Source organism: Pedobacter gandavensis (assembly GCF_032678465.1).
Taxonomy (GTDB): domain Bacteria; phylum Bacteroidota; class Bacteroidia; order Sphingobacteriales; family Sphingobacteriaceae; genus Pedobacter; species Pedobacter gandavensis_B.
Genome location: NZ_JAVTSK010000004.1, coordinates 353829 through 378631, shown reverse-complemented (window position 1 = coordinate 378631; position 24803 = coordinate 353829). Strand labels below are relative to the sequence as shown.

Here is a 24803-nt window from a genome sequence, read left to right as displayed (position 1 = left end):
TTAAAAATGAGTAAATATTTTAATTGATCTTCAGCAAAATAAACCGGGAATCCGGTAAGATGCTGGTCAGGAGGTAGAGGCCATATATCCCCTATGGCTTTTTGTGGTGGTCATTTTCATTGTTGGTTCTTTTAAGTTTAATATTTGGTTAAGCTAATTGACGGATTATTTTTCAGGAATCAGTCGGTTGGTTTGGCGTAGTTGTCAACAGAATTGGCTCGGTTTATTAGTTGATATATTCGGTTACAAACTCCCTCTGGTAACAAAGGGGGCTTTTTCCGGTTACTTTTTTAAAACACTTATGGAAACTGGCAAAATTATTAAAGCCACTGTTATAGCAGATTTGTTTGAGGTTGAGGTGGGCTTCAATTAAGAGCTTACAGGCCTGCCCTACTTTGATCTCCGTCAGAAACTGAGAATAAGTTTTTCTGGTCCTCGACTTAAAATAACGACAAAAAGAATTCGGACTGATTCTGGCTACATCAGCGATCTCTTCCAGACAGATCTTATTCCTGAAATTGGCATAAGTATATTCATAGATATCACTGATCCGATCTTTTTCCACCTGTTCCAGATCATATTGAAATCCAAGTGAGGCTAAGGTTTCCAATTCCCCGCATTTAGAGATTTCCAATAATGCCTGCATCAACAGAATGATCCTTTCAGTTCCTTCAGCTTCCAGCATCCTACATAGTAAAGCTGCCACCAATTCTTTATTTTTTCCCTTGATCTTTAATCCTCTTTTGGATTTCTCCATTACATCTTTCAATGCCTTATTTTCTGGTAGGTTCAGGAAGAAATCTCCCCACAGATCTTCACTAAAATGCGCAACTTTTACATCGGCTGTGCCACTCCTTTCCCCTGCTTCGAAATAAGCATCTTCAAACCTCCAGTAATGAGGCAGATGAGCGCCTACCAATAGCAGGTCGCCGGAGTCAAAGGATTGAATACTATCACCGATAAACTGGGTGCCTTTACCTTCTTTGAAATAAATCAATTCCAGTTCCTGGTGGTAATGCCATTTGTTGTTTACAAATGGTTCGACATCCTGTCTGACACTAAATGATTGAGCAGGAGCCATTGATACTTTGAGTAGTTGTGCTTTCATAATCAATAATTATTTAGTTGAAATCAGAGAAACGTTAATGTGAAAACCTGGAGACCCATAGATCGCTCCGGTAATGGCTTGCGTTGAAGAATCCTGAAAAACATTCCTATTGGCGGAAAATACAGGACAAGAAATCATAGAATACTCGTTCATTAGATCTTTGGTCTTACAGATAAATTATACTTGGTTTTGCTAATGTACCGCTCCTTTATAGCTCCAAGGGGGGAAATTCTTAAGTTTAAAGGGGGAAATTCTTAAAACGCGTATGAATTATTCTTCCAAGGCATAATCAGAGGGGGTCCTTCCAAACTGTTTCACAAACTCTTTACTGAAATATTTGGGATCATTGAATCCTACCATATAAGCAATCTCATAAACCGTATATGCCTTTTGCCTTAGCAGCTGAGCTGCTCTTTTCAGGCGAACAGATTTAATGAAATTATTCACCGTAAGACCGGTCAGCACCTTTATCTTTTTATACAGAATGGGCGTACTCATCCCCAGATCAGAAGCCAGTGTATTTACACTAAAGTCTGGGTTGCTGAAATTATTTTCAATCAGGATCATGACCTTATTCAGGAATTCCTCATCTGAAGATTCTATTAAAATATTGGCGGGTTGCAGGGTAATCTGCTGACTAAATTTCCTTCTCATATTGGCCTGAAGCATGAGTAGGTTTGAAATCGTCAACTGCAGACTGCTAATGCTAAAAGGTTTCGTAAGGTAAGCCTCAGCACCGGTTTTCAAACCGTTAACTTCATGGATATTCCCAGTCCTCGCGGTGAGCAGGATCACTGGAATATGACTGGTTCTGACGTCAGTTTTTAAGGTCCTGCACAATTCCAATCCATCCATTACCGGCATCATGACATCACTTACAATCAGGTCAGGTATTTTCTCTATGGCTAGTTCCAAACCTTTCGCGCCATTTTCTGCTTCCAGGACCAGGTAAAATGGACGCAGGGATTGCAGGATAAAATCCCGAACCTCATGATTGTCTTCTACGATTAAAACGGTGACCTGCTCTTCATTGGTTACAGATTCCGATACCGCAGGCAGCGGGCTTTGGCTTTCAAGAGCGAGCGCATCAGCCTGGTAATGGGCAGGATTTTCACTGTTTTGGAAATCCTGTACCAGTTCTTCTTTTGAAAAGTGTTCCTGTCCCAGTTTTAACTTCAAACAGAAACAGGTACGAACATCTGCTTCCGGGATGTCTTTCTGCTCTGCTAGAAACAGCTGACCATGGTGCAACTCTGCAATCTTTTTGGAAAGTGCCAGTCCAATACCCGTACCACTGTTCCTGGAAAGTGGATCTTTGACCTGATAGAAATTGGTAAACAACTTTTCTCTACTTTCTTCCGGAATGCCTTTCCCATTATCGCAAATGCGGAGCGCTACAAAATCGGTTGTCGTTTTTAAAACAGATAAGCGTATAGTACCACCTTCTGGCGTACATTTAAAGGCATTCGACAAAAGATTATACAAGACTTTTTCCAATTGCTCATTGTCAAAATACACTTCTATCTGGGCTTCTTCTGATAGGAATTGATAATCGATTCCTTGTTTGATGGCCAGCTCTGTAAAAGACAGGTAAATTTCCTGCGCAAAAGTCACAATATTCCCCGGTGAGATATTCAGGCTCAATTTCCCGGATTCAGCTTTCCTGAAATCCAGCAGTTCATTGACCAATCTGGTTAATCGACCCGCGTTTCTCCTTACGGTTAACAGCTTTCTATTTAAGACTGGTGATTCCTTCGTTTCATTGATCAGTGTGTCCAATGGCCCTTCTATCAAAGTCAGTGGAGTTCTGATCTCATGAGAAACATTGGTAAAGAAATCGAGTTTCATTTGATATACCTCCTGCTCTCTCTTCAGGAATGCCCGGATCCAAAGAAAACGGGAGAACAGGAAGAGCAAGGCAACAAAAACGGATAAATAAATCAGGTAAGCCCACCAGGTTTTCCAGAAAGGTGGGTTCACATGGATCAGGAGTTTTGTAGGCACAGGATTCCATAGCCCGTCATTGTTGGAGCCTCGGATCAATAAGGTATAAGTACCTGAAGGAAGGTTGGTAAAAGTAGCCGAAGGAACATTTACATAATTCCAGTCCTTTTCAAAACCTTCCAGCTTATAAGCATATCTGTTCTTCTCAGATTTGATATAATTCAATACTGCAAAATCTACCGTAAAAATATTCTGATGGTAAGAGAAAGTCAGTTCTTTTGTCAGACTGATGTTCTCTTTCAACAACTCCGTTTCATCATTGATGGCGATGGGCTTATTGAAAAGCTTGAGACGGGTAAATACCACCTTAGGCACCCGATCGTTGTCCTTGATCTGGTCTGGGAAGAAACTCAGCAATCCATTAAATCCTCCAAAGAAAAACTCTCCCTTACTATCTTTAAAGAAAGAATTATAATTGAATACATTTCCAGGGAGACCGTCTCTCACGGTATAGGTTTTAAAAGACTTGCGGTCAAATTTAGAAAGTCCATTGTCTGTACTGATCCAAAGGTTACCTTTATCGTCTTCCAACATGCCAAGGATCACATTACTAGGCAAGCCATCTTCCTTTTTAAAGGAACGGATGGTTTTATATTGAGGTGTGTAACGGATCAATCCGGATTCATAACCACCCAGCCAAATGTTTCCCCGGGAATCTTCCTGTACAAAATTGATGTCGTTGAACAATACCCGCTCATCATTATTTTTAAACCTCCTCAGTTTTTTTGCATTTGGCTCCAGAATATAAGTTCCCGAGCTACAGCAAATCCAGATGTTGTTTTTAGAATCCTGAAACAGGCAGCGGACTACCTTTAGATCGTGTTTGTCTTGTCCACCAAGAAAAGGCGAAAAGTTATCTTTTTCTTCGTTATATAGAAAAATACCATTGGCACGCGTTCCAACCCAAAAACGTTGCTGTCTGTCGTGCAGCAAAGCAATAATCCGATTGGAATTTAGTGATCCCGGATCTTTAGAATTTGCCCCATAATGGCGGAAGTTTTTAGTTTCCGGCATAAATAAATCCAGGCCACCTTCATAATTCCCCACCCATACCCTTCCCTTGTGGTCTATAGAAACAGCCTTAACGAGTGTAGAACTTAAGGAAGAGGGATTTTCGGGATCATGCCTAAAACTACTAAACCTGCCCGATGACCGGTCATAATAATTAAGTCCTTCTGCTTCTGTTCCTATCCAAAGGTTATTCTTCGAATCTTCCACCATCGCACTAACCACATTACTGCTCAGTCCGTTTTTACCGATCTTGGATTTATACTCCCGGAAAGGAGTTGAATTTAGGTGATAAACATTGACACCACCATAATATGTACCCACCCAGATCGAACCTGCGGCATCCTGCATCAGGTCGTAGATAGAATTCTGGTTTAAACTGGAAGGATCGTCGGGAAGGTGATTCAGAACTTTGATCTCATGTGTTTCCACATCAATGATATTGATCCCATTTAAGGTAGAGACCCAAAGCTTTCCATCTCTGGCCTGTATCATTTTCCGGATCACATTACTACTAATGCTATTGGCCTGCCCCTTTCTAAATCGGAAATGTTTGAATGTACCTGATTTACGGTCCATTAATTCCAATCCACCACTATGTGTGCCAACCCAGAGGTTATTTTTATTGTCTTCCAAAATGGAACCAACGTCATTATCACTCAAACTTTCCGGACGATTCCGGTCATGTACATAAGAGCGGTATACATATTTTCCATTTTTCAGGACCATACTGGTTAGTCCCTGCATGGTGCCTATCCACATCACATTATTATAATCCTGGTATACAGATTTAATCAAATGATGTATAGATCCATTCTGGGGATCAGCAACTGTCATGAAGCGCTCAAATTTATCAGGTGCCACCAGTTTATTTAAACCACTATCTGTACCTACCCAAAGAAAACCCTGACGGTCTTCAAAAATACTTCTGATGACATTATTACTGAGACTGTGTTTTTGTTGAGGATGGTATTGAAAGCGCTTGAAAGAATTGGTTTTTGGCAGATAAAGGTTTAGGCCTTTCTGCGTGCCTACCCATACATTCCCCTTGCTATCTGTAAGCAAGGCGTTAATGTTCATACTGCTCGTTAAAGAGCTGGTATCTTTTTTATGGTATTTATAAACTTCGAAGTTCTGACTATTGAATTTATTGAGACCGTCTTTAGTACCAAACCACATGAAGCCAAGGCTGTCTTGTGTAATGGATAGTACACTGCTTTGTGACAATCCGTTCTCTACTGTTAAGTGATTAAAGCTAATGCTTTTTTGTTGCGCAGTACTTCCAAAATAGGAAAACAGCAATGCCAGAAGCAATAGTTTGTAGTGGTTCATTTTTTCATTCTTGCACAAGTTTCTGCTAATTATGGCAGTAAATTGTAATATTCGGTTAGGGGTAAAAGTATATAAAAAATACCTTCCCTACCAAAAACCCGCAAGAATTATTGATTTAACCAGTTTTTAAAGGCTTCTGCTCGCTCTTCACTCACCACCACTTCCAGCCCTTCTAAAGGTGCAGGTTCCAGTACAATCCTGACGCGGTTTCTGGAAAGCTTGTACATCTCGCGGACAGCTTTGATATTGATAATGAATTTACGGTTGATGCGAAAAAAGTCGGAGCTGTCTAGTTGGGGTTCCAGACTGGCGATCGTTTCTTCTATGATGTAATTCTGTTTATCATTGGTGACCAGGAACAGGTATTTTCCCTCGGCCATAAAGTAAGCCACATCTTCAGATTGTACTGTCTTGATCAGTTTACCTAATTTCACCATGAAACGATTTCGGATTTTCGGCGCAGGACCTAAGGTTTGATAACTGATTTGTGGTAATCCGATCTCAGAAATCTTACGAATTCCTTTCAGTTTCGCCAATGCAGCAGCCACATCTTCTTCGTCAAAGGGTTTGAGCAGATAATCGATGCCCTGGTTTTTAAACGCTTTCAGCGTGTATTGATCGTAAGCAGTGGTGAAGATCACCGGGCAGTCAACTTCTACCTGTTCAAAGATCTGGAAGCTTTCGCCATCCCCCAGATGAATGTCCATAAACAAGAGGTCGGGATTATTATTGCTCAGCCATTCTACCGCCGACTCTACCGTAGCCAAAGTAGCCAGAACTTCAATGTCCGGATTTAACTGAACCAGCATCTTGCGTAAGGTAACGGCCGCCAACTCTTCATCCTCTATAATTGCTACTTTCATCCTGATCTTGCTTGGCTGCAAAAGTAAAAAAAAACTCCGGTCTGTAAAACAGACCGGAGTTAATCACCCGCACTAATCTTTCTATATGTTATTAATACTATTGAAGGTTCGGATTTGCTTTCACTGCCGATTGAGGGAAGCGAATGGTATATCTTGGATCATTTTTCAATAAGGTGAAAACCTGACCATTTACCGTATGTTTCAATTCTGGTTGACCGTAACGTTTAAGATCGTACCAACGATGACCTTCCAAAGCCAGCTCTCTTTCTCTCTCTTTCAAGATATCTTCCATCAGGCCATCATTATTCAATGCCATTACACGTACTTTTTCAGTGCTGAAGTAAGCTGGTGTATAACGTTTTTCTTTTAAAGCCAACAAACTTTGTTGTGCCAAAGAAAGGTTACCCAATTGTAATGCTGCTTCTGCCTGGATCAAATACAACTCTCCATTACGGAAAGAAATTTTGAAGGCGTTGCTGTTTCCTTTAGTTGAAACATAATCTCCTCCTGATTTACCGAAGTACAAGCCAAATCGTTTATCAGCAGTCTGATCGTAGATTCCAATTAAATGTGGAGACATATAAGAACTTCTGCTTACATCACTGTTAAAAGTATCTTCCATCGACATGATGTTTTCTTTTGACAAATAATTGTTTGGAGACACCGCTTTCTCATTGTTTAAATCTTCTAGTTGACTGTTCATTGCTAAAGCATCCTGACTTGCCTTAAGTGCTGCTTCCCACTCCCCTCTGAACTCATGAATTCTAGCGGTTAAAGCTAATGCCGCACGTTTAGTGAAACGATAGTTCAATCCTGATGCGAAGTTATCTACATTCATCAAAGCCTGACCAGCTGCTAAATCTGAAAAAATCTGATTGTAAACTGCTTCCACTGAAGAAGGCTTATGATTAGTTTCAATGTCAATGATCAGCGAAATTGGTACACCACGATCAGCTGCTGCAGTACCTTTGTTAAAAGGCTTCGTAAATAGGTTCAACAATTCAAAATAATTGTAAGCTCGAAGCACAAAAGCCTCTCCCTTAATCTGTGCGGTTTCTGGTGTTTTACCCGCTTTAGTTTCAATATCTGCAATTACAGAATTGGCATAAAAAATAGAGGTATAAAACCCACCATAAGGCAATTCCCTGGAATTTGGATCCGGGTTCTCATCGTTCCATTTGTACTGGTCACGAAAAAGTACTGCACTCGGTTCATCATCATTTACCAATAACTCATCTGTACGAAAAGCCAACATTGATTTATGGGTTGGAAACTGAGTGTAACCAGAGTTTAGTAAAGCCCTGAAGTCTTCCACTGTAGTAGGAATAACTTTTCCTACCGGTTGTACATCCAGGTATTTTTTACAGCTACTTGCTGATACCATCAGCAATAAAACTGCGCTTAATTTTATAATCTTATTCATCTTCTTATGAATTAAAAACTAGCATTTAGACCAATAGAAATACTTCTAGTGATCGGTTGTGAATAAATGTTACCATAAGTTTCCGGATCGAAGTAACCTTTATAATCTGTACTGATCACAAAAGGATTTCTAGCTTCCACACTCACTCGTAAACTATTGGCTTTTACTTTTCCTGCAATTTTTGAAGGTACAGTATAGCCTAAACGAATACTATTGATACGCACATAGCTCATGTTTCTTACGAAAATATCCATGTCTTTATAGGTATTTCCAGGATCATTTCCATTTTGCCATGTATAAGCCATCCATCGATCAGGATTGGTTGAAGAACCATAAATTCCAGGTAAAGTACTGTTCGTATTTGTTGGGCTCCATGCATTAAGAATTGCTCTCGGGTAATTTCTACCACGGTCTACCTGTGCAGGATTGTAAAGTGCCTGTTCCCTTACCAATTTATTGATATTGAAAAGTGCAGAGATCGATAAATCAAAATTTGCATAACGGAAACGGTTGGTTACACCACCAGTATATTCCGCATCTCCATTTCCGGCATATGTGTATAAGCCCTGGAAATCTTTGTCAGTCAAAGCACTGTTGGTGTAATAACCCGCTAACCATTCATTATCAGCATAAGGATCATACAATTTGTAAAACTCCTCTAATGAAACGATGTTTCCATCTTTATTTTTGAATTGAGGAATTCCATCTTTATCTAATCCGGCGGTTTTAATCACAAATAGTCCGTTCACAGGATAACCTTCTTTAGATGGATTCAACTGGTTAGCACGTACTTTTTCTCTGATGACTTTGCTCTTATTGTGTGCAATGTTGAAATCCGTATACCACTGGAATCTATTGCTACTAATGTTTCTTGTGGAAACCGTTAACTCCAATCCTTTATTTCTGATTTGAGAGAAATTAGAACTGGTAAAATTAAAACCATTTTCTAATTGCAGCTCTTCAATTCCAATTAAGTCTTTACTGAAACGGTTGTAATAATCAAAGGTCACCTGAACTGCATTGTTCAAAATTCCAAAATCTACACCTGCGTTAAAAGTAGAAGTCTTTTCCCATCTTAGCTTGTTGTTTGGCGGACGAGTAACCACGATCGTAGATTGATTTCCTCCTGGAAGGATACCACTTTGTTGGTATTCCCCTACTACATAAGGCGTCGTATTCTTGTCGATATTACCTTGCAAACCGTAAGAAGTACGCACGCGAAGATTAGAGATCCATGAGATATCTTTAATGAATTTCTCTTCACTTGCATTCCATGCACCTGAAAGTGAATAGATCGGCAAGAATCTATATTTAGGATCTACCCCAAATAAATCAGATCCATCATAACGAATACTTCCGTAAAGGGTATATTTTCTGTCGTAAGTATAAGACAATGTACCATAGAAAGAGGCGTATTTATTTTCTAACTGTGTTTTCTGGTAAGGACGTAAATCGCTTCTGGCTGCATCTGAAGAATTTCTAAATACAATTGCCTGATTTGTCAAGGTACGTTCGTTGAAACCAAATCCTCTGGTAGTCACCCCTTCGTCATAAGTTCTTCTCAACTCAGAACCAGCAAGGGCTTCAATTTCATGCTTTTCAGCAAATACCTTTTTGTATTCTAAAATTGACTTCCAGTTGTACTGGAAAGAAGAATTATTTTGGTTGTAGATCATTCCACCTTCTGGTAGATAATACTCGTATTTCTTAGTTGATGAGTTATAATATCTGGTGGTTTCTTTCAGCTTACGTAAATTGTAAGATTGCTGGCTGGCATACTTTTCAATTCCTGTATCTTCAAACTGCAGACCTAATTCTGTTCGAATATTCAGATTTTTATTGATCTGATAGTTCAAATCCATAATGGTCTTCACACTTTTATTGTCTAACGTGTAGCGGGTGTTCTCACGTTCTTCCACTGTGTTAAATGGAATATAAACGTCACCACCAACATTTCCAAAAATATCAGCATCATAAGCAAAATTACCGTTAGCATCTCTTACTGTTTGGTAAGGATTTACATTTCTGGTATAGGTACTTAAATTCGTAAAAGAGTCTGAATCTGTAAAGTAGCTTTTACGTTTCGATTTGGAACCAAAGAATGCTACACCAGCTTTCAGTTTTTGTGAGATTTTATAATCAGTTTTCAACGTCATGTTATAACGTTCCAGTCCTGTTTGTTTCGTTGTTCCCTGCTCATTGTAATATCCTCCGGAGAAATAATACGTTGCTTGCTCAGAACCACCCGACAAACCTAAAGTGTACTGCTGATTTAAGGCATTCTGGTATAATTCTTTACCCCAATCAGTGCCTTGTACCCTTAAACCATTAATCGCCTCTTGAGTCCATGCAGATAGCGCAGAAAAACCACCTGTTCTGAATTTGTTCAGTTCACCGCTTTTGTTCAGGATTCTGGCTACACCACCTTGATTGTCTCTATAAGTTAAATCTGACCTTGAAGCCAGACCCAATTCGAAATCAACTTTTTCTGTTGCATTCATTAAGTCCAGTTTTCCCAAATCAGGACGTTGTGAAACGAATGAGTTTGCAGAGAAGTTGATGGCCATTGGACCTTGTTTCCCTTTTTTGGTGGTAATCACAATTACTCCGTTTGCTGCTCTTGCCCCATAAATTGCGGTAGCCGCAGCGTCTTTAAGAATCGTAATGTCAGCAATATCATCAGGATTTAATCCCGCAATTGGCAAGTTGCGCAATTGATCAATATCGTCTCTTTTAATCGTATTTGGCAAATTCGTACCATCCAAAGGCAGTCCATCCAACACCCATAGAGGATCTTGTGAACCATTTAAAGAAACCGTACCACGGATTCTGATCTGTGGAGCAGCACCAGGACCACCAGTAATGTTTCCAACAGAAACACCGGCAACCTGTCCTTCAAGCATCTGGTCAATACCGGCAACACCAGTCTGACGTACTTTATCGTAGTCCAGCTTTACGGTTGCTGTCGTATTTTTACGCTTTGCAATATCAGTATAACCATTCACGACTACCTCCCCCAAGGTATTGTCCGCATTCTTCAAAGAAACAGTCACGTGGGTTTTGTTAATAATATTGATCAGCGCAGATTCATAACCCAAATAAGTTACTCTTAAAGCAGTGGTTCCTTCAGGTACTTTCAAAGAGAATTTACCATCTCCATCAGTTACCGTCCCTACTACTGTATTCTGGATCACACCAGGTACTCCACTTTGCTCACCAATCATGGCTTTGTCTACAAATACCGAGGCTCCAGGTATTGGCAAACCGTCTTTTTCGTCCAGTACCTGACCAGTGATGGTCGTAGTGCTCTGGCTAAAACCTGCAAAGCCAAAGCCCAGCAGGATTAAAATTAGCATTAATTGTTTATTCATGTCCCCTTTTTAAAATATTATAGTTGTTTGGTTGTTATTAGTTCATTCTCAAACTCTGACGGATCCTAAGGATCAAGTCTAAGTAATGACCTTTTGTTGCATCATCGCCTCTGCCTTTGTTCTTTTCCAGGATCGTAAGAATCTGAAGTAATTCACTGCGTTTCGCAGCTGCTACGTCAGAGGTTCTGCTCATAGAACTCACCTGAATGTTTCTCAATGATGTCTCCTCAGCCCCTACAACTGATTTACCATCTATATTGAAATCACACACTTGCAATTGATTTTGCATTTTTAACTTATTATCTTGTAGTGATGTCTTAGTAATTTTCTCCAACATTTTGTCGGTGCTCACCAATAATACATCCACATAGTTTTGTTGTAACATGCGGTCAGTAATCGACAGTGCCTTGCCACGTTGAGTTTTCGCAAATACGGTCTCTCTTACTTCCTTTAATAATTCATTAGCTGTAAATACGCTGTCTTTACCTAATAAGACTTCCATCTCCATCATTCTCAATAAACGCTCCTGACTAACCAGGCTATACAATATACCGTATTGGAATTCGCGTCTCACATTGTATGGTGCATACTCATATGGTCCTGCCGGAGAATCCTTGATTGGGAATGTTTTCAATAATAAATCCTTATTGAACAACCAATCCGGAACTTCCATTACCTCTTGTTTCAAATAATCAAGCGCTTTGATCTGCGTTGCTTTTGGAACAGGTGTATAAGCATTCTTATGATCTCCTGCTACTGGTTTCTCCAGGTAGTAACCACCGATGTTTGCAGTAACATGCTCTGCATAAGTCAACCATTGGAAGATGGCAGCCATATACAATTTTCCTGCCTGATAATAATCTTCACCAGGATTAGCAGCCCATGTAGAAATCTGAGGAATCAAACGCTTTAAGTTTAACAAACCATAACGACTTGCTTTAACTGCGTCATCACCTAAATCTTCTGATTGAGATCTTGGATCAATCACATTGGAACTTTGTTGTTCACCATAGAAATACAATGGATCGTTTTCATGGTCTTTAATCCATTTAGCCAATACAGGAATTTCCTCATGTGGATCCTTCACATCTAACCAACGGTATCCCCATGCGATTGCATATTTATCATAAATACCAATTTTAGGGGTAATGCTGGTTACCTTATCTTCTGGTTGTGCTACGTAGTTGAAACGTGCATAATCCATGATCGAAGAAGCTGTTCCGCCCATGCGATCCGTAAATGAAGGCGAGCGTAGAGAATCTACTGGGAATGAGAAGGAAGAACCCATGTTGTGTTTCAAACCTAAAGTATGCCCCACTTCATGAGAAGATACAAAGCGAATGGCATGTGCCATACGTGCATCAGAGAACTTATTTGCTCTTGCACCCTCGTCGATCACGCCAGTCTGAATTCTCATCCAGCTTTGCAAAGAGGTCATTACATTGTGCCACCAGATCACATCTGATTCCAGAATCTCTCCTGAACGTGGATCGATTACAGCAGGGCCCATTGCATTGGATTTTGGCGAAGCAGCATAAGTGATTTCCGAATAACGAATGTCATCACCATCATAATCAGCGATGTCTTTCACTTCTCTTGCCTGAATGGCGTTTTTGAAACCTGCAGCTTCAAAAGCTTTTTGCCAGTCTACCACACCAGCAATGATTTGTGCTCTCCATTGTGGAGGCGTAGAAGGGTCAATATAAAATATGATTGGTTTTTCTGGTTCAACCAATTCTCCTGCAAGATAACGGGCACGGTCTTCTGCTTTAGGTTCCATTCTCCATCTGGTTAACAGTTCCCTTTTTTCCATTTTATGCTGCGTATCGGAGAAGTACCATCTTGGAGTGGTAAAGAATCCTACTCTATCGTCTGCATAACGAGGCTTCATTGGCCTCTCCGGTAATAAAAGTACGTTAGTCGTCACCGCCATACTAATTGGAATACTGTTTTGACCTTCCGTTACTCGGGTACTTAATAAAGCGCGTACTACTACATTTTGAGGGAAACTTTTAATCTGCTCAATTGCCGATAAAGCAGCTTTAGGCGAAGTACCTAAACCAACATCGGTAAACACATCATTGAAACTTTTATCTGTCCCGTCAAAAACTCTATTCATTTTGATCACTACTGCGGATGAATCCGGGCTGTAAGCTTCAATTTTGAAAGATTCGATTACGGAACCGATGAAATTATCTTTTACAGAACGGGTGATCATATCTGCTTCCGGCGATTCTACCTGAGGAACGATTGTTTTTACCCAGATGGTTTTCGCCAGTTTATTTTGAGAAAAGCGAATCACTTTGTTTTCAAAGTTCATCCCTTTATTTAATCCGGATTCATTCAATGCTAATGGTACGGATGATATTTTGTTGACCACTAAGAAATCCTTACCCATTAATTTAAGTGGGATCTCAAAGTAGTAATCAGTTTCTACCTGGTGGACTTTAAAAAGTCCATTTACCGTTTTTGCTTTCTTTAACAAATCGGCATAACTCTTCAGCTCCTTACCTTTCGTGGTGTCGGCAGCATTTTTTTTCTTTAGCGAGTCAGCTAATACTTTCTTAGTGGTTTTAGTTGGAAATTTTTTAGGAGTTTGTGCGTTTACCTGTGTAGTAAACAAGCCTGCTAAAACAGCCAAAAAAAATGAAGTCTTATTCAAAATCATGTTCCAAAGTGGGGGATAATTGGCAGATTATGAAATTTTGGGGAGTGAACTCGTACAATATACTTAGTGAAAGCGCATTTTTAAGGAGTGAAATTTTTATTGTTAACTTAATATTGTGTCCTGATTACTATTCAGTTAAATGTAAAACAGGGAGATAACACCTGAAGTGTTCCTCTTCGATTCCAAAGCTAAAGTCCTGATTTCCAAAATAGGAATAAGTGCTTTTCAGGTAGCTGAGCCCCTGTTTTCCGGAATCTTTGACATCGGTTCGCAATTGGAGGTTATTGCTCACGATTATCTTATTTTTCTCAGTTCTAACCGTAATTTTCAATGGTTTTTCTTTCGAAAGCATGTTGTGTTTAACGGCATTTTCAATCAAAGTCTGTAGACTCATGAAGGGAATTTCGCCCTTCATCAGGCTTTCATCGACCTGAATATCTAAAGGCTCCAGGGCATCCCCGAAGCGAATCTTTAACAGGAAGAAATATTCCTTCATGAAGCGCAGTTCGTCTGCTACCGGAGCAAGTCCGCTAGGGTATGATTCCAGCACATAGCGGTATACCCTTGAAAGCTTCAGAACAAATGCCTTAGCGAGCTCCGTATCCTCTGCAATCAGTGCATTTAAGGAACTGAGGGAATTGAAAAGAAAATGAGGATTCACTTTTTCTTTTAATTTACTCAATTGCAGCATGGCATTATCCTTTCCATGGGTTTCAGCAAGAAGCTTTAACTCTTGCTTTTCCATTAGCAATTCCTGACGGTTTACTTCTACTTCTCTGCGCAGCAAAAACTCTTTTTGCCATTTGCGCTGGTATAGCCAAATGAGCCCTAAAATGATGGCAGCTGAGAGGAGACCAATATAAATGGAATAAGTACGGATATCTGTTAAATCATCCAATAAAAAACCAGGAATATCAACAATGATGGTCCAGTTCAAGCCATTAATGGTATTTGGAAAATAATACCGGGTAACCGGAAGTTGTAAAAAATCCGACGCTACTTTTTCACTCTTCGTCCTTCCATAAGGAGTCACCTGATTGAACAGCGTATCCTGCTTAGGATGAAACAATTGCTTACCAATTTGTTTCTCATCCGGACTGGTAATACAAACGCCATTTTCATCTACAATTATGGCATAGGACTGCCCTCTTTCGTCGACTAGAGCAAAAGCATGCTGTAATTCCACAAGATCAATATCTAAACCGGTTAAAAGACGCCCTCTATCTGATTCGATGGCATTGCTTGCTGTTAACAGATGCAAAGCCGGAGAGATCTTCGTCTGTATACCCCGTACGTTACTGGTATCATTGGCCAAAAACTGTTGTTTTGCCCAACCTTTTACATACTTAGGCATTGGCACCTGTTTAAAAGAGGCTGCATTTCTAACCAGATAAACAAAAGACGTATCATTCCCTCTAATAATGGCATACCAAGCCTTCTTAACCTTTTCATCTGATAACAATACTGTTCCAAGGTTTTGCATTAAGCGTTCATCACTAATGTCAGCTTTCAATTCAGGAAAAAGTGTAGTTGCTACTTGCATCCCTTTGAAAAGATTGTCAAATTCATATTGGAAGACCAGTATTTTCTGACGGTAAACATTTCGTTCTGCAAAATCGGCAGTTTTATTCATCCGATCTTCGAGAAAGCGACCAGTAAAAAAAGTAACACCAGTGATACACAGGAACACTGCCAGACCGATAACTATCAGATATTTTGGGTTTTGCAATGCAAGCTTCATTGCGGCAAAGATAGGAAAAGAGAAATGAAACTGGGTTAACACAAACGTTTGCGTTAACCCAGCCTATTCATTATGATATCTCAATGACTATTGAGCGCATCTTTTAAGAAGTTTATCTAAATGTAGTGTTGCCACCACCATCTAAAGTAAGGTTTACTGGTTTATTGGTCGTCCAGTTACCTCTTGTGAAATCAGGGATATCTATGCTGGTTGATCTTTTTGCTACCGACTTTTTACTTAAAGGAACAATACAGCTCCATGCAGCAGCATCATATACATCCTGATCCAATGGCAATCCATTACGTAAACAATCAATTAATCTCCAATCCATCATGAAGTCCATTCCACCATGACCACCTACTTTTTTAGCCATTTCTCCAACATGTTTGATCAACGGTGGAGTATACGTGTCATATAATTTTTTCAATTCTGCGTCTTTCACGAATTCATGACCAAAAGCAATACGCTCTGGTTCAGGATACTTACTGGCAAAAGCTTTCGTACCGCTCAATACATGAATTCTCGAATATGGACGTGGGGAAGTAACATCGTGCTGCAACATCATTGTTTTCCCTTTATTGGTTCTGATCGTGGTGGTGTTCATATTACCTCTGAAGTTCTTACCTACAAACTGATTGTAGAAAGCATCTTTTTCGGCTCTTTTCTTTGCTTCAGCACCCATCATGAAATCATTGGAAGACATAGACACTAAATAGTCCATTTTATCACCTCTGTTGATGTTCATGCACTGGGCAATCGGACCTAAACCATGGGTTGGATAAATGTTTCCATTATAATCAATATTTTCTTTTAATCTCCACATGTCTTCATAACCATCCTTACTAAAATTCAGGTCTAAAAGGTCATGGATATAGGCACCTTCTGCATGGATCAGTTCACCAAACATCCCCTGACGAACCATGTTCAATGTCAGCATTTCAAAGAAATCATAACAGCAGTTTTCCAGCATCATGCAATGCTTACGTGTGCGTTCTGAAGTCTCCACCAATTGCCAGCATTCATCAATTGTAAGGGCTGCAGCAACTTCTGTAGCTGCATGTTTGCCATGCTCCATCGCAAAAACAGCCATAGGAGTATGTAAATGCCAAGGAGTACAGATATAAACAAGATCAAGATCTTCCTTCTCAATCATTTCTTTCCAGCCATTTTCACCAGAATACTCCTTTGCTTTAGGCAAGCCTTTTTTCTGCAATGTCTTTTGTGCAGCGGCAGCTCTTTCAGGAAGTTTATCACATAGTGCTTTAATTTCGACACCTTCAATAAAGGACATTCTGCTTACTGCACCCGGTCCACGCATTCCCAGTCCGATAAAACCGATCTTTACTTTATCAATTTTCGGTGCTGCATATCCTGACATATTAAACCTCGCTCCGCTTGTATTTGGATAAAGTGAAGGAGATTCATTTAATAAGCCCTCTGTGTTTGATGCTGGCGACTTTGCGAATGCGGGTAAGCCCATTGCTACTGCGCTGGAGCCAATAGCTAGTTGTTGTAAAAACTTTCTACGATTAGGTTTCATTTGTGGTTAAATTATATATCGGTTGTACTTAACGAATATAATGATTGTGTTTAGGGTTTAATTCTGTTAATTCTACACAAACGCTTGCGTAAAATTATTTTCAGGCTTTCCTTATACTTTTTCAAATTGATAATTTGCCCCTTTCTCTGCTTTGAAGTTAACCACAGCTCGTTTATCGGAAGTCTTAGCCTTCACCCTACCCTGTTTATCCTTAATTTGCATGTTTGCAGGCAGTTCGATCTGGCATAACCCTCCATTTAAAGCCAGTATATTTCCTTTCTTCAAGGTTCCATTTTCCCAGTCAAAATCAACTACAAATGCATTTCTGGCCCGCATCCCTTTAACTGAACCACTTTTCCAGTCTTCATCGAAAGGCAAAGCAGGTAGCAGACGGATCACATGAACCTGACCATGACTTTGCATCAGCATTTCGGCAATACCCGAAGTCCCCCCAAAATTCCCATCAATCTGAAAAGGAGGATGTGCACAGAACAAATTCGGATAGGTTCCACCTGTGTGCATGTTTAATTTTCTTGAAGGATCGACTAAAGTCAGCAGTTGTCTGAATAAAGTTAAGGCGTGATCCCCATCACCTAAACGTGCCCAGTGGTTAATTTTCCAGGCTTTAGACCATCCGGTTCCTCCATCTCCACGCTGAATCAGGCTTTCACGAGCTGCTTTAGCCAGTTCAGGAGTATCCCAAGGGGTAATTTCTTCATAAGGGTGTAAACCGTAAAGCTGCGACACATGGCGATGCGTCGGTTCCGCATCTTTCCAATCGGCCAGCCATTCATTGATATCTCCTGCTGCGCCAATTTGGTTAGGAGCCAGACGTTTCCTGATAGCTGATAATTTTTTTGCCCATTCCTGATCCTTGCCCAGGATCTTTGCTGCTTCAATACTATAGCCAAAAATCTCCCTACAAATTTGCATATCCATCGTTGGACCCATTGCAGTCTGCCCTTTAAAACCATTTGGCATGATGTAAGTATTTTCCGGTGAATTGGATGGTGCGGTTACCAACCATTTATGCGCTGGTTCTTCAATGAGAATGGCCGAAAGAAATGTAGCCGCTTCTTTAAAAACCGGATAGTATTTTGCTAAGAATGCTTTGTCATTCGTAAATTTATAATGCTCCCAAAGGTGTTCACACAACCATGCACCACCAGTTAATGTAGAGCCCCAGTCGGCTCCCTCTCCCGGTGAAGTATATCCCCATGGATTTGCAATCACGTGTGCCACCCATCCAGGTGCATTATAATAAGCTTTTGCAGTTTTTGATCCTGGTTTCACCAGACCAGCAATAAACTGGTGCAATGGTTCTGCCAAATCACCCAGACCAGTTGGCTCAGCCAGCCAGTAATTCATCTGTATGTTAATGTTCAAATGATAATCTCCATTCCATGGAGTCTGGTATTCTTCGGCCCAGAGTCCCTGTAAGTTTGCAGGTAAACTGCCTTGCTGAGAAGAGGAAATCAACAAATACCGACCAAAATTGTAATACAATACCGGAAACTGAGGATCCGGCAAATGCTTCGCATAACGCTCCATACGTTCTGGCGTACTCAATGCAAAAACTTCAGGAGCTGCTCCTTTTAAGGAAAACCTGTTTCTATTGAAAAAACTGCCAAAAGCATTGATATGCGCCTTTTCAATTTGTAATGCTGTTAATTGACCAGCCTTCATCAGGTTATTTTTTACAGTAGCAATCGGCTCCGCTCCAGGTTTGTTGTAATCACTTACATTATAATCAGTGGCAGCTGTCCACAGCAAAATACACTCATCTGCATTGATGACTTCTATTTCATTTCCTTTGACAATCTTTTGTCCGCCTTTTACCTGTACCGCTAAACCCGAGGCGAAACGCAAACCAGCTTCCTTACCATTCGGCAATTGCCCAATCATCATTAACGTTTGTCCTTCTGCTTTTACAGTCGCATTCTCCTTTCTACTGATGCTGGTGCGGAAACTGATCTTGCCCTTGTCGGAGGCACTGATTTTCATCATCAATACATTTCCAGGGATGCTGGTTAGTGCTTCCTGAGTATAGGTGACACCATTGCGCTTCCACTTTGTGGTTGCAATCGCTTTTTCTAAATTCAAAACCCGACTATAATCTGTATAAGCTGCAGTGGTATCTTTCCAATTGATCCATAAGTCGCCCATAGTTTGGTACGCCCCGTAAGATGCATCTTTACCATTTCCAAAAGCAGAACCAGCTCCTTTGGCAACAAACTGCTTTTGCAACAGCTCCTGTGCTTCTTTATTCTGACCTTTCAATAAAAAATCCTGAATAGGTTTCAGATATTGATGTGCATTTTCCCTATCGGCATCCTGTACCCCACCCGACCACAATGTGATCTCGTTTAAGGTAATCCTGTCTTTATTAGGATTTCCGGCAATTAATGCCCCAATACGTCCATTTCCCAAAGGCAGTGCTTCCTGAAAAGTAACTGCAGGTTTTTTAAAATAAATGGCGACATCTGAGGATTGGGCGATTGCTCCTGTGCTCAGCGCAAGCAAGAAAGAGTTACTCAGTGCAAACAGGGCGATATTCCGGTAGAGCTTCATTTTTTTTTGTTTGAGGTGTGTCTTTCAAATAACGTCAGTTTTACGCAAAATAAACTGAATTTTTCTGTCAAATGATTAAGGAATTTTGGCCTTAGTCATTTAAGGAAAAAGCGCGAGCCAATAACCCATCTCCTACAAATATTAATTTGTTAAATAAAAAATACACCATAAGTTGTTATTGAGATTTTAAATATAGATGTTAGACCATAAGCATTTGTATATGTCAATTCCTCTTACCTTATGTCGCTTTATAGATCCCCTGACCGATTTCGGTTTCAAGTACCTTTTTACAGCTGAGGCACATAAAAACATTATGATTTCTTTTCTCAATGCTATATTTCATGGCGAAAAGAAAATCAGATCGATTGAATATGGGGTAACAGAAGCCGCAGGAAACCAGCAAATGTTTAAAAAAGTATTTTTCGATATTAAATGTATCGCTGATAATGGCGAGCAATTTATCATTGAGATGCAACAGCAAAAACAACTTTATTTCAAAGATCGCTGTATATTTTATCTATCAAGATCGATCAACAGACAGACTACTATGGGAAAGAATTGGCAAAAACCACTCAAAACGGTCTATGTCATCGCTTTAATCAACTTTAAACTTTCAGATAGCGAGTCCGGATCCTACCTACAAGACATCGCTTTAATGAATAAAAATACCGGGAAAGTTTTCTTCGAAAGAATGGGTTATAAATTCATTGAATTACCTGGTTTTAATAAGAAAGAAGAAGAATTACAAACTGATCTAGACAAATGGTTATATATCCTGAAACACATGAGCAAACTAACACAATTACCAGTCAGCTTCCAGGAGGGAGTTTTCTTTGAGATTTTTCAATTGGCAGAATTGAATAAGATGTCTGAAATAGAATTGGAAATTTATGAGTCTAATTTAAAATCCTATACGGATTACGAAAACAGCATCACATATGCCAAAATGGAGGCAAAAGCAGAAGGCAAAGCAGAAGGAATTTTAGAGGGCGAAATGGCCAACAAGCGAGTCATTGCTCATCAAATGAAGCAGAAAGGATTTTCTATAAACCAGATCTCTGAAATCACCTGCCTTCCTATTGACGAAATTGAAACAATAGCTTTAAAATAATCTAATCTGGCTGATTTACCTTTTTAGTAAAATATGGCGCATCAGCCAGGTATTGTAAAATTGATTCCGGGTCCTTATCTGCAACCTGATTGACCGTAAATTCCTGAACATGTCTCAGTTTCAGCAAGGATTCGCAACCTGCATCTATAAACAACTGACTGAGTTCTTTATTTTCATCAATATGGTAGGAATTAAATGCTGGAAGCGTATCAATTTCCAGGTATTTTTTGTCTTCTTTAACCACACTTAATAAACGTCCAAGTTTTTCTCCTTCAAAAGTATCGTTATTCGTGAGAAACAGAAATGTATGTACTACTAATTTACTCCCATGCAACTTTACCACTAAATATCCTACCTTATGGCCAGAGACGAGGAAATCAACATGGCTAAGCTCAGCTTTCCAGCGGTGTCCGATTTGAGGTTCCAAAAAGGTATGCAATAAGATCTGATGCATAATCCCTGGAGTAATATTAATTCTTTCCTGCAATCTTCTTAATGCATGTGTTGTAATGTACAATTCCAAAGGAACATCCAAACCAGTGTTCTTAAAACCAAGCTTTGAAGGTTTAACATTAAAATACTGCCATTTAAATTCTGGGGAAATCCAGCCCAGACGAATCGCAGACCGAACACCTGCATTTGTCTCCACTTTTTCCTTCTCAGGTTTAAAAGTATGAATGATGATGTTATTTTCTGGATGGTACTGCGCAAAGCAAGGGGTAAAAGAAAGGTCAGCTCTAAAAATATGACCGTTGTAATCACTCAGATAAGTACTGATATCTGTCACCAAATCAATTAATAACTCTTGCAAATCATGGTGAAATTTACCATCATGAAACGAGAAAGCAAAATTGCGTTTAACTTCTTCCAGCCAGGGATCTCCATTAGGTTCGAGTTCTGATAAACAATCTCTTAGTGTCATTCCTTCTGAGAGATACCATGACAATGGTACTTTATTATTGTTCGGGAAGGTAATCTCTGTCGTTTCAACAAACTGCAGCAATAATTTATTGTACTGAACCAATCTGAACTTCTCAATATCCGAGTCCGGAGCCAACTTAACCTTTAATCCCGGGTAACGATGTTCGTATACTTTTTCAAGAAAAATCGCAGGAAAGCCTTTTAAAAATGCCTCTCCCCCAATCAACTTAATGATCTCCTTACTCCGGTGCAGAAAACGTTCCTTTAAAGCCTTACGTTGGTGCTCAACATTAGCCGCAGATTTAATTGCAGCATTTTTCTTTTTCTTCCTATCCATTTTTTATCGGGTACTGAGAACAATTATCAAAATCACCGGCAAGGTTTCTTTTATAAAATTTCTTGAATGAAATTAAAACACCTTCCCTTCAGACGTTCAGATTTCAATTGCACAATATAATCTAATCCTGACTAAAAACATAAGGCCCTGGTTAATTAAAACTACAAAAAGAAATGAATTAAGCTGTAAATCAATCCTTTGATTAACTTAAAAGAATAATAAACATCCAAAAACTCTTTTAGATGTCATAAATATATAATTAAACCAGGTTTGTATGATACAAAAAAAGAAGAAATACGAATTATATTGACAAACGATCAAAGCACCTTAAGACAAGGAAATTAAATACTCGGCTATCTATTTTTAATAAAAGTGTTAAATTTCTTTTTTAATCCCCAGGACCAACTTTCTTTAATTGTTGGTTGAACGGGAAGTACCTTAAACCTATGTTGTTCCCCAGCATCCGAGAGAAAAATGGTTTCTCCAGCTAAGGTTGAAAAACTAACATTTGTTTTTCCATCATTCTGGTATACTGCATAAGCGAGGTTTTTCCGCTTATCAGAAGATACGTAACTCACTTTAAGATCAGTTTGTAAGCGACAGGTATCTCCTTTTGTACTATAAACTTTAATAAATTTTGTTTCTCCTTTTGTTTTAGTTGCTGACACCAAAAAGCCACCTTCTGTACGAAGTTGATCAAATGAAACATCCCTCCACACTTCTGGCAAGGCTGGAAAAACCCTGATTTTATTTCCCCAGCTTTGAATGAGTAACTCCTGAATAGAGGTTGCCGCAGATAATGGCGTTTCTATAACAGGACCTGATTCCTGATACAAAGTATTTGGTTGTATGAACTGGTCAAAAAGTTGATTGAGTAAATGATAAGCCTGATCTCCCTTACCCATCAGCGCATTCATAGAAGCAGCACCTGTAAAAGTATAACCTTGCAAAGCACCTTTCAGCGAAAGCCAATGGTTCAAAGACTGCTCAATTAATGCCTTGTTGTCCTCCTTTAATGGAGTAATCAAATGATAAGGGTAAATCATCATTAAATGAGAATAATGCCGATGAGAACTCGTTAAACTCAAGTCTTTCCCAATCATAAATCCAGTTTCATTCTTCGGATAAGGAACCAGATTTCCTAATACATCTTTCCATTTGTCAAGGTCAGGATCCTGAAAACCGTCTTTTTCATTTAGATGGATCAGAGTACCTAAACCCCAATACAGACTGGAAAGCGCATAATTGGCATCTTCCGCATATTTGTACTCGGGTGAAAAAGAAGATGGTAAATGCCAGAGCCCATCCTCAGCTTTTGTTAAATGATATAAAAGATGGTTTACTGATCTTTTTAATAGCGGATAAATGTGTTCTTGTAATTCCTTCCGATCTTTTGAATAGGCATAATACTGGTAATAATAAAACATCGCCCAGGTTAAATTCCCCAATTCGAACTGTCCGTTCTCTTTTTGGTCCATGGCTAAAGGGGCTACCAAATCATATCCCGAAATCCGGCCAATAGCGGCAGCATCTTTCCTCCATTCCTGAGGCACATTATTAATCAGATTTTGAAGGTTCTTATTTAGGGTATTGAACAGGGATTTACCTAAGTCCAGATGATTGGCAGTGAAAATTGGCGAATAAGTAAGCTGGGTATTGAGGTTCCACCAGACACCAGGCCATGGCGTTTTTGAATTAAACCATGGCCCCATTAAGTCGATCATAGGAAGGTTTTCCCTGGTGGCTGAAGCCATTTTATAGAGCTGAATCCAATAAAAACTTTCCATACGCTGATCTGGAATGGAAATAAAACTTTTTTGATAAAACTCATGCCACCATTTTTGATGTGCAGCCAATAAAACTGGATATTTTATTCTTGTAAAACCTTGAATCGCTTGCATCGCAGCATTTACTTCATCCTCTTTTCCATTTCCATCGTATCCTACGGAGATGAGCATGGTACTTTCATTGGCAACTTTCTTTTCCCTCCATAAAGTGGCATAACCTCCTCTATTATTGAGTAAAGCTTGTTTACAAATATTGAACCCGCCGTTTTTTGAAAGTTGGCTGGCTGGATTTTCAGGATACACTGCAGGATTTCCGGCATTCTGCTGGTTCATCCGAGGACTTTGACTCTTTTCGGCCACAAAATGCCAATTCACATCCTTTTCTGACTGACTTCCTATTGCGGAGATATAAATCACGTTATGCTCTGCAGGAACGAATGATTTGAATTTAAGACTCCCTTTTGTGGTGTAAATCGTTCCTTCTGCAATCGCATTGTAAATGTCCAGACTCATTTTGGCACCAGTAATCTCTCCGACGGTTTTAAGTGTCATCCGGCCGATGGGTAATCTCGGTCTCGAAATCAATGGCTCAGAAAGCCCTGTACCCTGATGTGATCGCTGGTCTGTTACATCAGTCCGGCCGATATCAAAGCGAATCGTATGCCCGTCTTCCTTATATATATTTGTGCCCATCAGGCCATTCCCCAAAATAATCCCACTATAATAGCTAGTTCCGATGGTATCCCAACGCAAAGTCTGCCTAGCCATGAATACAGGCCAGTTAATAGATGTAGGATTTGGTTGTGCAGAGAGGCTCGTTGCAACGAATAAAAAGAAGAAAAAAGAAAAACAGGATTTCATGTATGTAAAATTTTGTAGCGCCCAGCTACCTAAACCTACTCAGATTTTATCTAAGTATTCCTACTTTGCCAAAATCACTGAATATTATAACGATATCCTTAAATTTTAATCTTCTAATCCTGGAGCGCCAAATACAGGCAAAGAATTATGATAAGCC

At 39.6% G+C, this 24803-nt stretch carries 13 protein-coding genes; 1 reads left to right on the top strand and 12 read right to left on the bottom strand.

Annotation, left to right across the window (positions count from 1 at the left end; genetic code table 11):
* Nucleotides 1–226: 226 nt before the first annotated feature.
* The 10 genes from R2Q94_RS10190 to R2Q94_RS10145 all read right to left on the bottom strand — a co-directional run bounded on the left by R2Q94_RS10190 (nucleotide 227) and on the right by R2Q94_RS10145 (nucleotide 19629).
* The gene (locus R2Q94_RS10190) at nucleotides 227–1108 is read right to left on the bottom strand and encodes an AraC family transcriptional regulator (RefSeq protein WP_316821347.1); all 882 of its coding nucleotides are present in this window, start codon (nucleotides 1106–1108) and stop codon (nucleotides 227–229) included.
* A gap of 9 nt (nucleotides 1109–1117) precedes the next feature.
* Complete coding sequence (locus R2Q94_RS10185; RefSeq protein WP_316821346.1) at nucleotides 1118–1261, bottom strand: hypothetical protein; 144 nt, start codon at nucleotides 1259–1261, stop codon at nucleotides 1118–1120.
* A 117-nt stretch (nucleotides 1262–1378) separates the two neighbouring features.
* Entirely contained in the window at nucleotides 1379–5452 is a 4074-nt protein-coding gene (locus R2Q94_RS10180) for a two-component regulator propeller domain-containing protein (RefSeq protein ID WP_316821345.1), read from the bottom strand.
* Nucleotides 5453–5559: 107 nt separating this feature from the next.
* A complete protein-coding gene (locus tag R2Q94_RS10175; protein WP_316821344.1) occupies nucleotides 5560–6315 on the bottom strand; it encodes a LytTR family DNA-binding domain-containing protein in 756 nt (251 codons plus the stop codon).
* A gap of 97 nt (nucleotides 6316–6412) precedes the next feature.
* Complete coding sequence (locus tag R2Q94_RS10170) at nucleotides 6413–7738, bottom strand: RagB/SusD family nutrient uptake outer membrane protein (RefSeq protein ID WP_316821343.1); 1326 nt, start codon at nucleotides 7736–7738, stop codon at nucleotides 6413–6415.
* An 11-nt stretch (nucleotides 7739–7749) separates the two neighbouring features.
* Nucleotides 7750–11109: a SusC/RagA family TonB-linked outer membrane protein gene (locus tag R2Q94_RS10165; protein ID WP_316821342.1), complete on the bottom strand. Its 3360-nt coding sequence runs from the start codon at nucleotides 11107–11109 to the stop codon at nucleotides 7750–7752.
* 37 nt (nucleotides 11110–11146) lie between these two features.
* Nucleotides 11147–13750 carry a zinc-dependent metalloprotease gene (locus R2Q94_RS10160; protein ID WP_316821341.1) on the bottom strand — a complete coding sequence of 868 codons (2604 nt, stop codon included), beginning with the start codon at nucleotides 13748–13750 and terminating at the stop codon, nucleotides 11147–11149.
* 154 nt (nucleotides 13751–13904) lie between these two features.
* The gene (locus R2Q94_RS10155; protein ID WP_316821340.1) at nucleotides 13905–15518 is read right to left on the bottom strand and encodes a histidine kinase; all 1614 of its coding nucleotides are present in this window, start codon (nucleotides 15516–15518) and stop codon (nucleotides 13905–13907) included.
* Nucleotides 15519–15630: 112 nt separating this feature from the next.
* A complete protein-coding gene (locus R2Q94_RS10150) occupies nucleotides 15631–17058 on the bottom strand; it encodes a Gfo/Idh/MocA family protein (RefSeq protein ID WP_316821339.1) in 1428 nt (475 codons plus the stop codon).
* A 111-nt stretch (nucleotides 17059–17169) separates the two neighbouring features.
* On the bottom strand, nucleotides 17170–19629 hold the full coding sequence (locus R2Q94_RS10145) for a glycosyl hydrolase family 95 catalytic domain-containing protein (RefSeq protein WP_316821338.1): 2460 nt from the start codon (nucleotides 19627–19629) through the stop codon (nucleotides 17170–17172).
* A 220-nt stretch (nucleotides 19630–19849) separates the two neighbouring features.
* On the opposite strand from R2Q94_RS10145, the gene R2Q94_RS10140 reads away from it, so the two are divergent.
* A complete protein-coding gene (locus R2Q94_RS10140; RefSeq protein ID WP_316821337.1) occupies nucleotides 19850–20740 on the top strand; it encodes an Rpn family recombination-promoting nuclease/putative transposase in 891 nt (296 codons plus the stop codon).
* A 1-nt stretch (nucleotide 20741) separates the two neighbouring features.
* Here R2Q94_RS10140 and R2Q94_RS10135 read toward each other — a convergent pair whose 3' ends face one another.
* Complete coding sequence (locus R2Q94_RS10135; RefSeq protein WP_316821336.1) at nucleotides 20742–21998, bottom strand: hypothetical protein; 1257 nt, start codon at nucleotides 21996–21998, stop codon at nucleotides 20742–20744.
* Nucleotides 21999–22351: 353 nt separating this feature from the next.
* Nucleotides 22352–24646, bottom strand: a complete 2295-nt coding sequence (locus R2Q94_RS10130; RefSeq protein ID WP_316821335.1) for a glycosyl hydrolase family 95 catalytic domain-containing protein — start codon at nucleotides 24644–24646, stop codon at nucleotides 22352–22354.
* Between the last annotated feature and the right edge of the window lie 157 nt (nucleotides 24647–24803).

Bases quoted from the DNA above. Each gene is read 5' to 3' on its own strand.
- R2Q94_RS10190 (WP_316821347.1), bottom strand. From the start codon at position 1,108: ATGAAAGCACAACTACTCAAAGTATCAATGGCTCCTGCTCAATCATTT.
- R2Q94_RS10185 (WP_316821346.1), bottom strand. From the start codon at position 1,261: ATGAACGAGTATTCTATGATTTCTTGTCCTGTATTTTCCGCCAATAGG.
- R2Q94_RS10180 (WP_316821345.1), bottom strand. From the start codon at position 5,452: ATGAACCACTACAAACTATTGCTTCTGGCATTGCTGTTTTCCTATTTT.
- R2Q94_RS10175 (WP_316821344.1), bottom strand. From the start codon at position 6,315: ATGAAAGTAGCAATTATAGAGGATGAAGAGTTGGCGGCCGTTACCTTA.
- R2Q94_RS10170 (WP_316821343.1), bottom strand. From the start codon at position 7,738: ATGAATAAGATTATAAAATTAAGCGCAGTTTTATTGCTGATGGTATCA.
- R2Q94_RS10165 (WP_316821342.1), bottom strand. From the start codon at position 11,109: ATGAATAAACAATTAATGCTAATTTTAATCCTGCTGGGCTTTGGCTTT.
- R2Q94_RS10155 (WP_316821340.1), bottom strand. From the start codon at position 15,518: ATGAAGCTTGCATTGCAAAACCCAAAATATCTGATAGTTATCGGTCTG.
- R2Q94_RS10150 (WP_316821339.1), bottom strand. From the start codon at position 17,058: ATGAAACCTAATCGTAGAAAGTTTTTACAACAACTAGCTATTGGCTCC.
- R2Q94_RS10145 (WP_316821338.1), bottom strand. From the start codon at position 19,629: ATGAAGCTCTACCGGAATATCGCCCTGTTTGCACTGAGTAACTCTTTC.
- R2Q94_RS10140 (WP_316821337.1), top strand. From the start codon at position 19,850: ATGTCAATTCCTCTTACCTTATGTCGCTTTATAGATCCCCTGACCGAT.
- R2Q94_RS10135 (WP_316821336.1), bottom strand. From the start codon at position 21,998: ATGGATAGGAAGAAAAAGAAAAATGCTGCAATTAAATCTGCGGCTAAT.
- R2Q94_RS10130 (WP_316821335.1), bottom strand. From the start codon at position 24,646: ATGAAATCCTGTTTTTCTTTTTTCTTCTTTTTATTCGTTGCAACGAGC.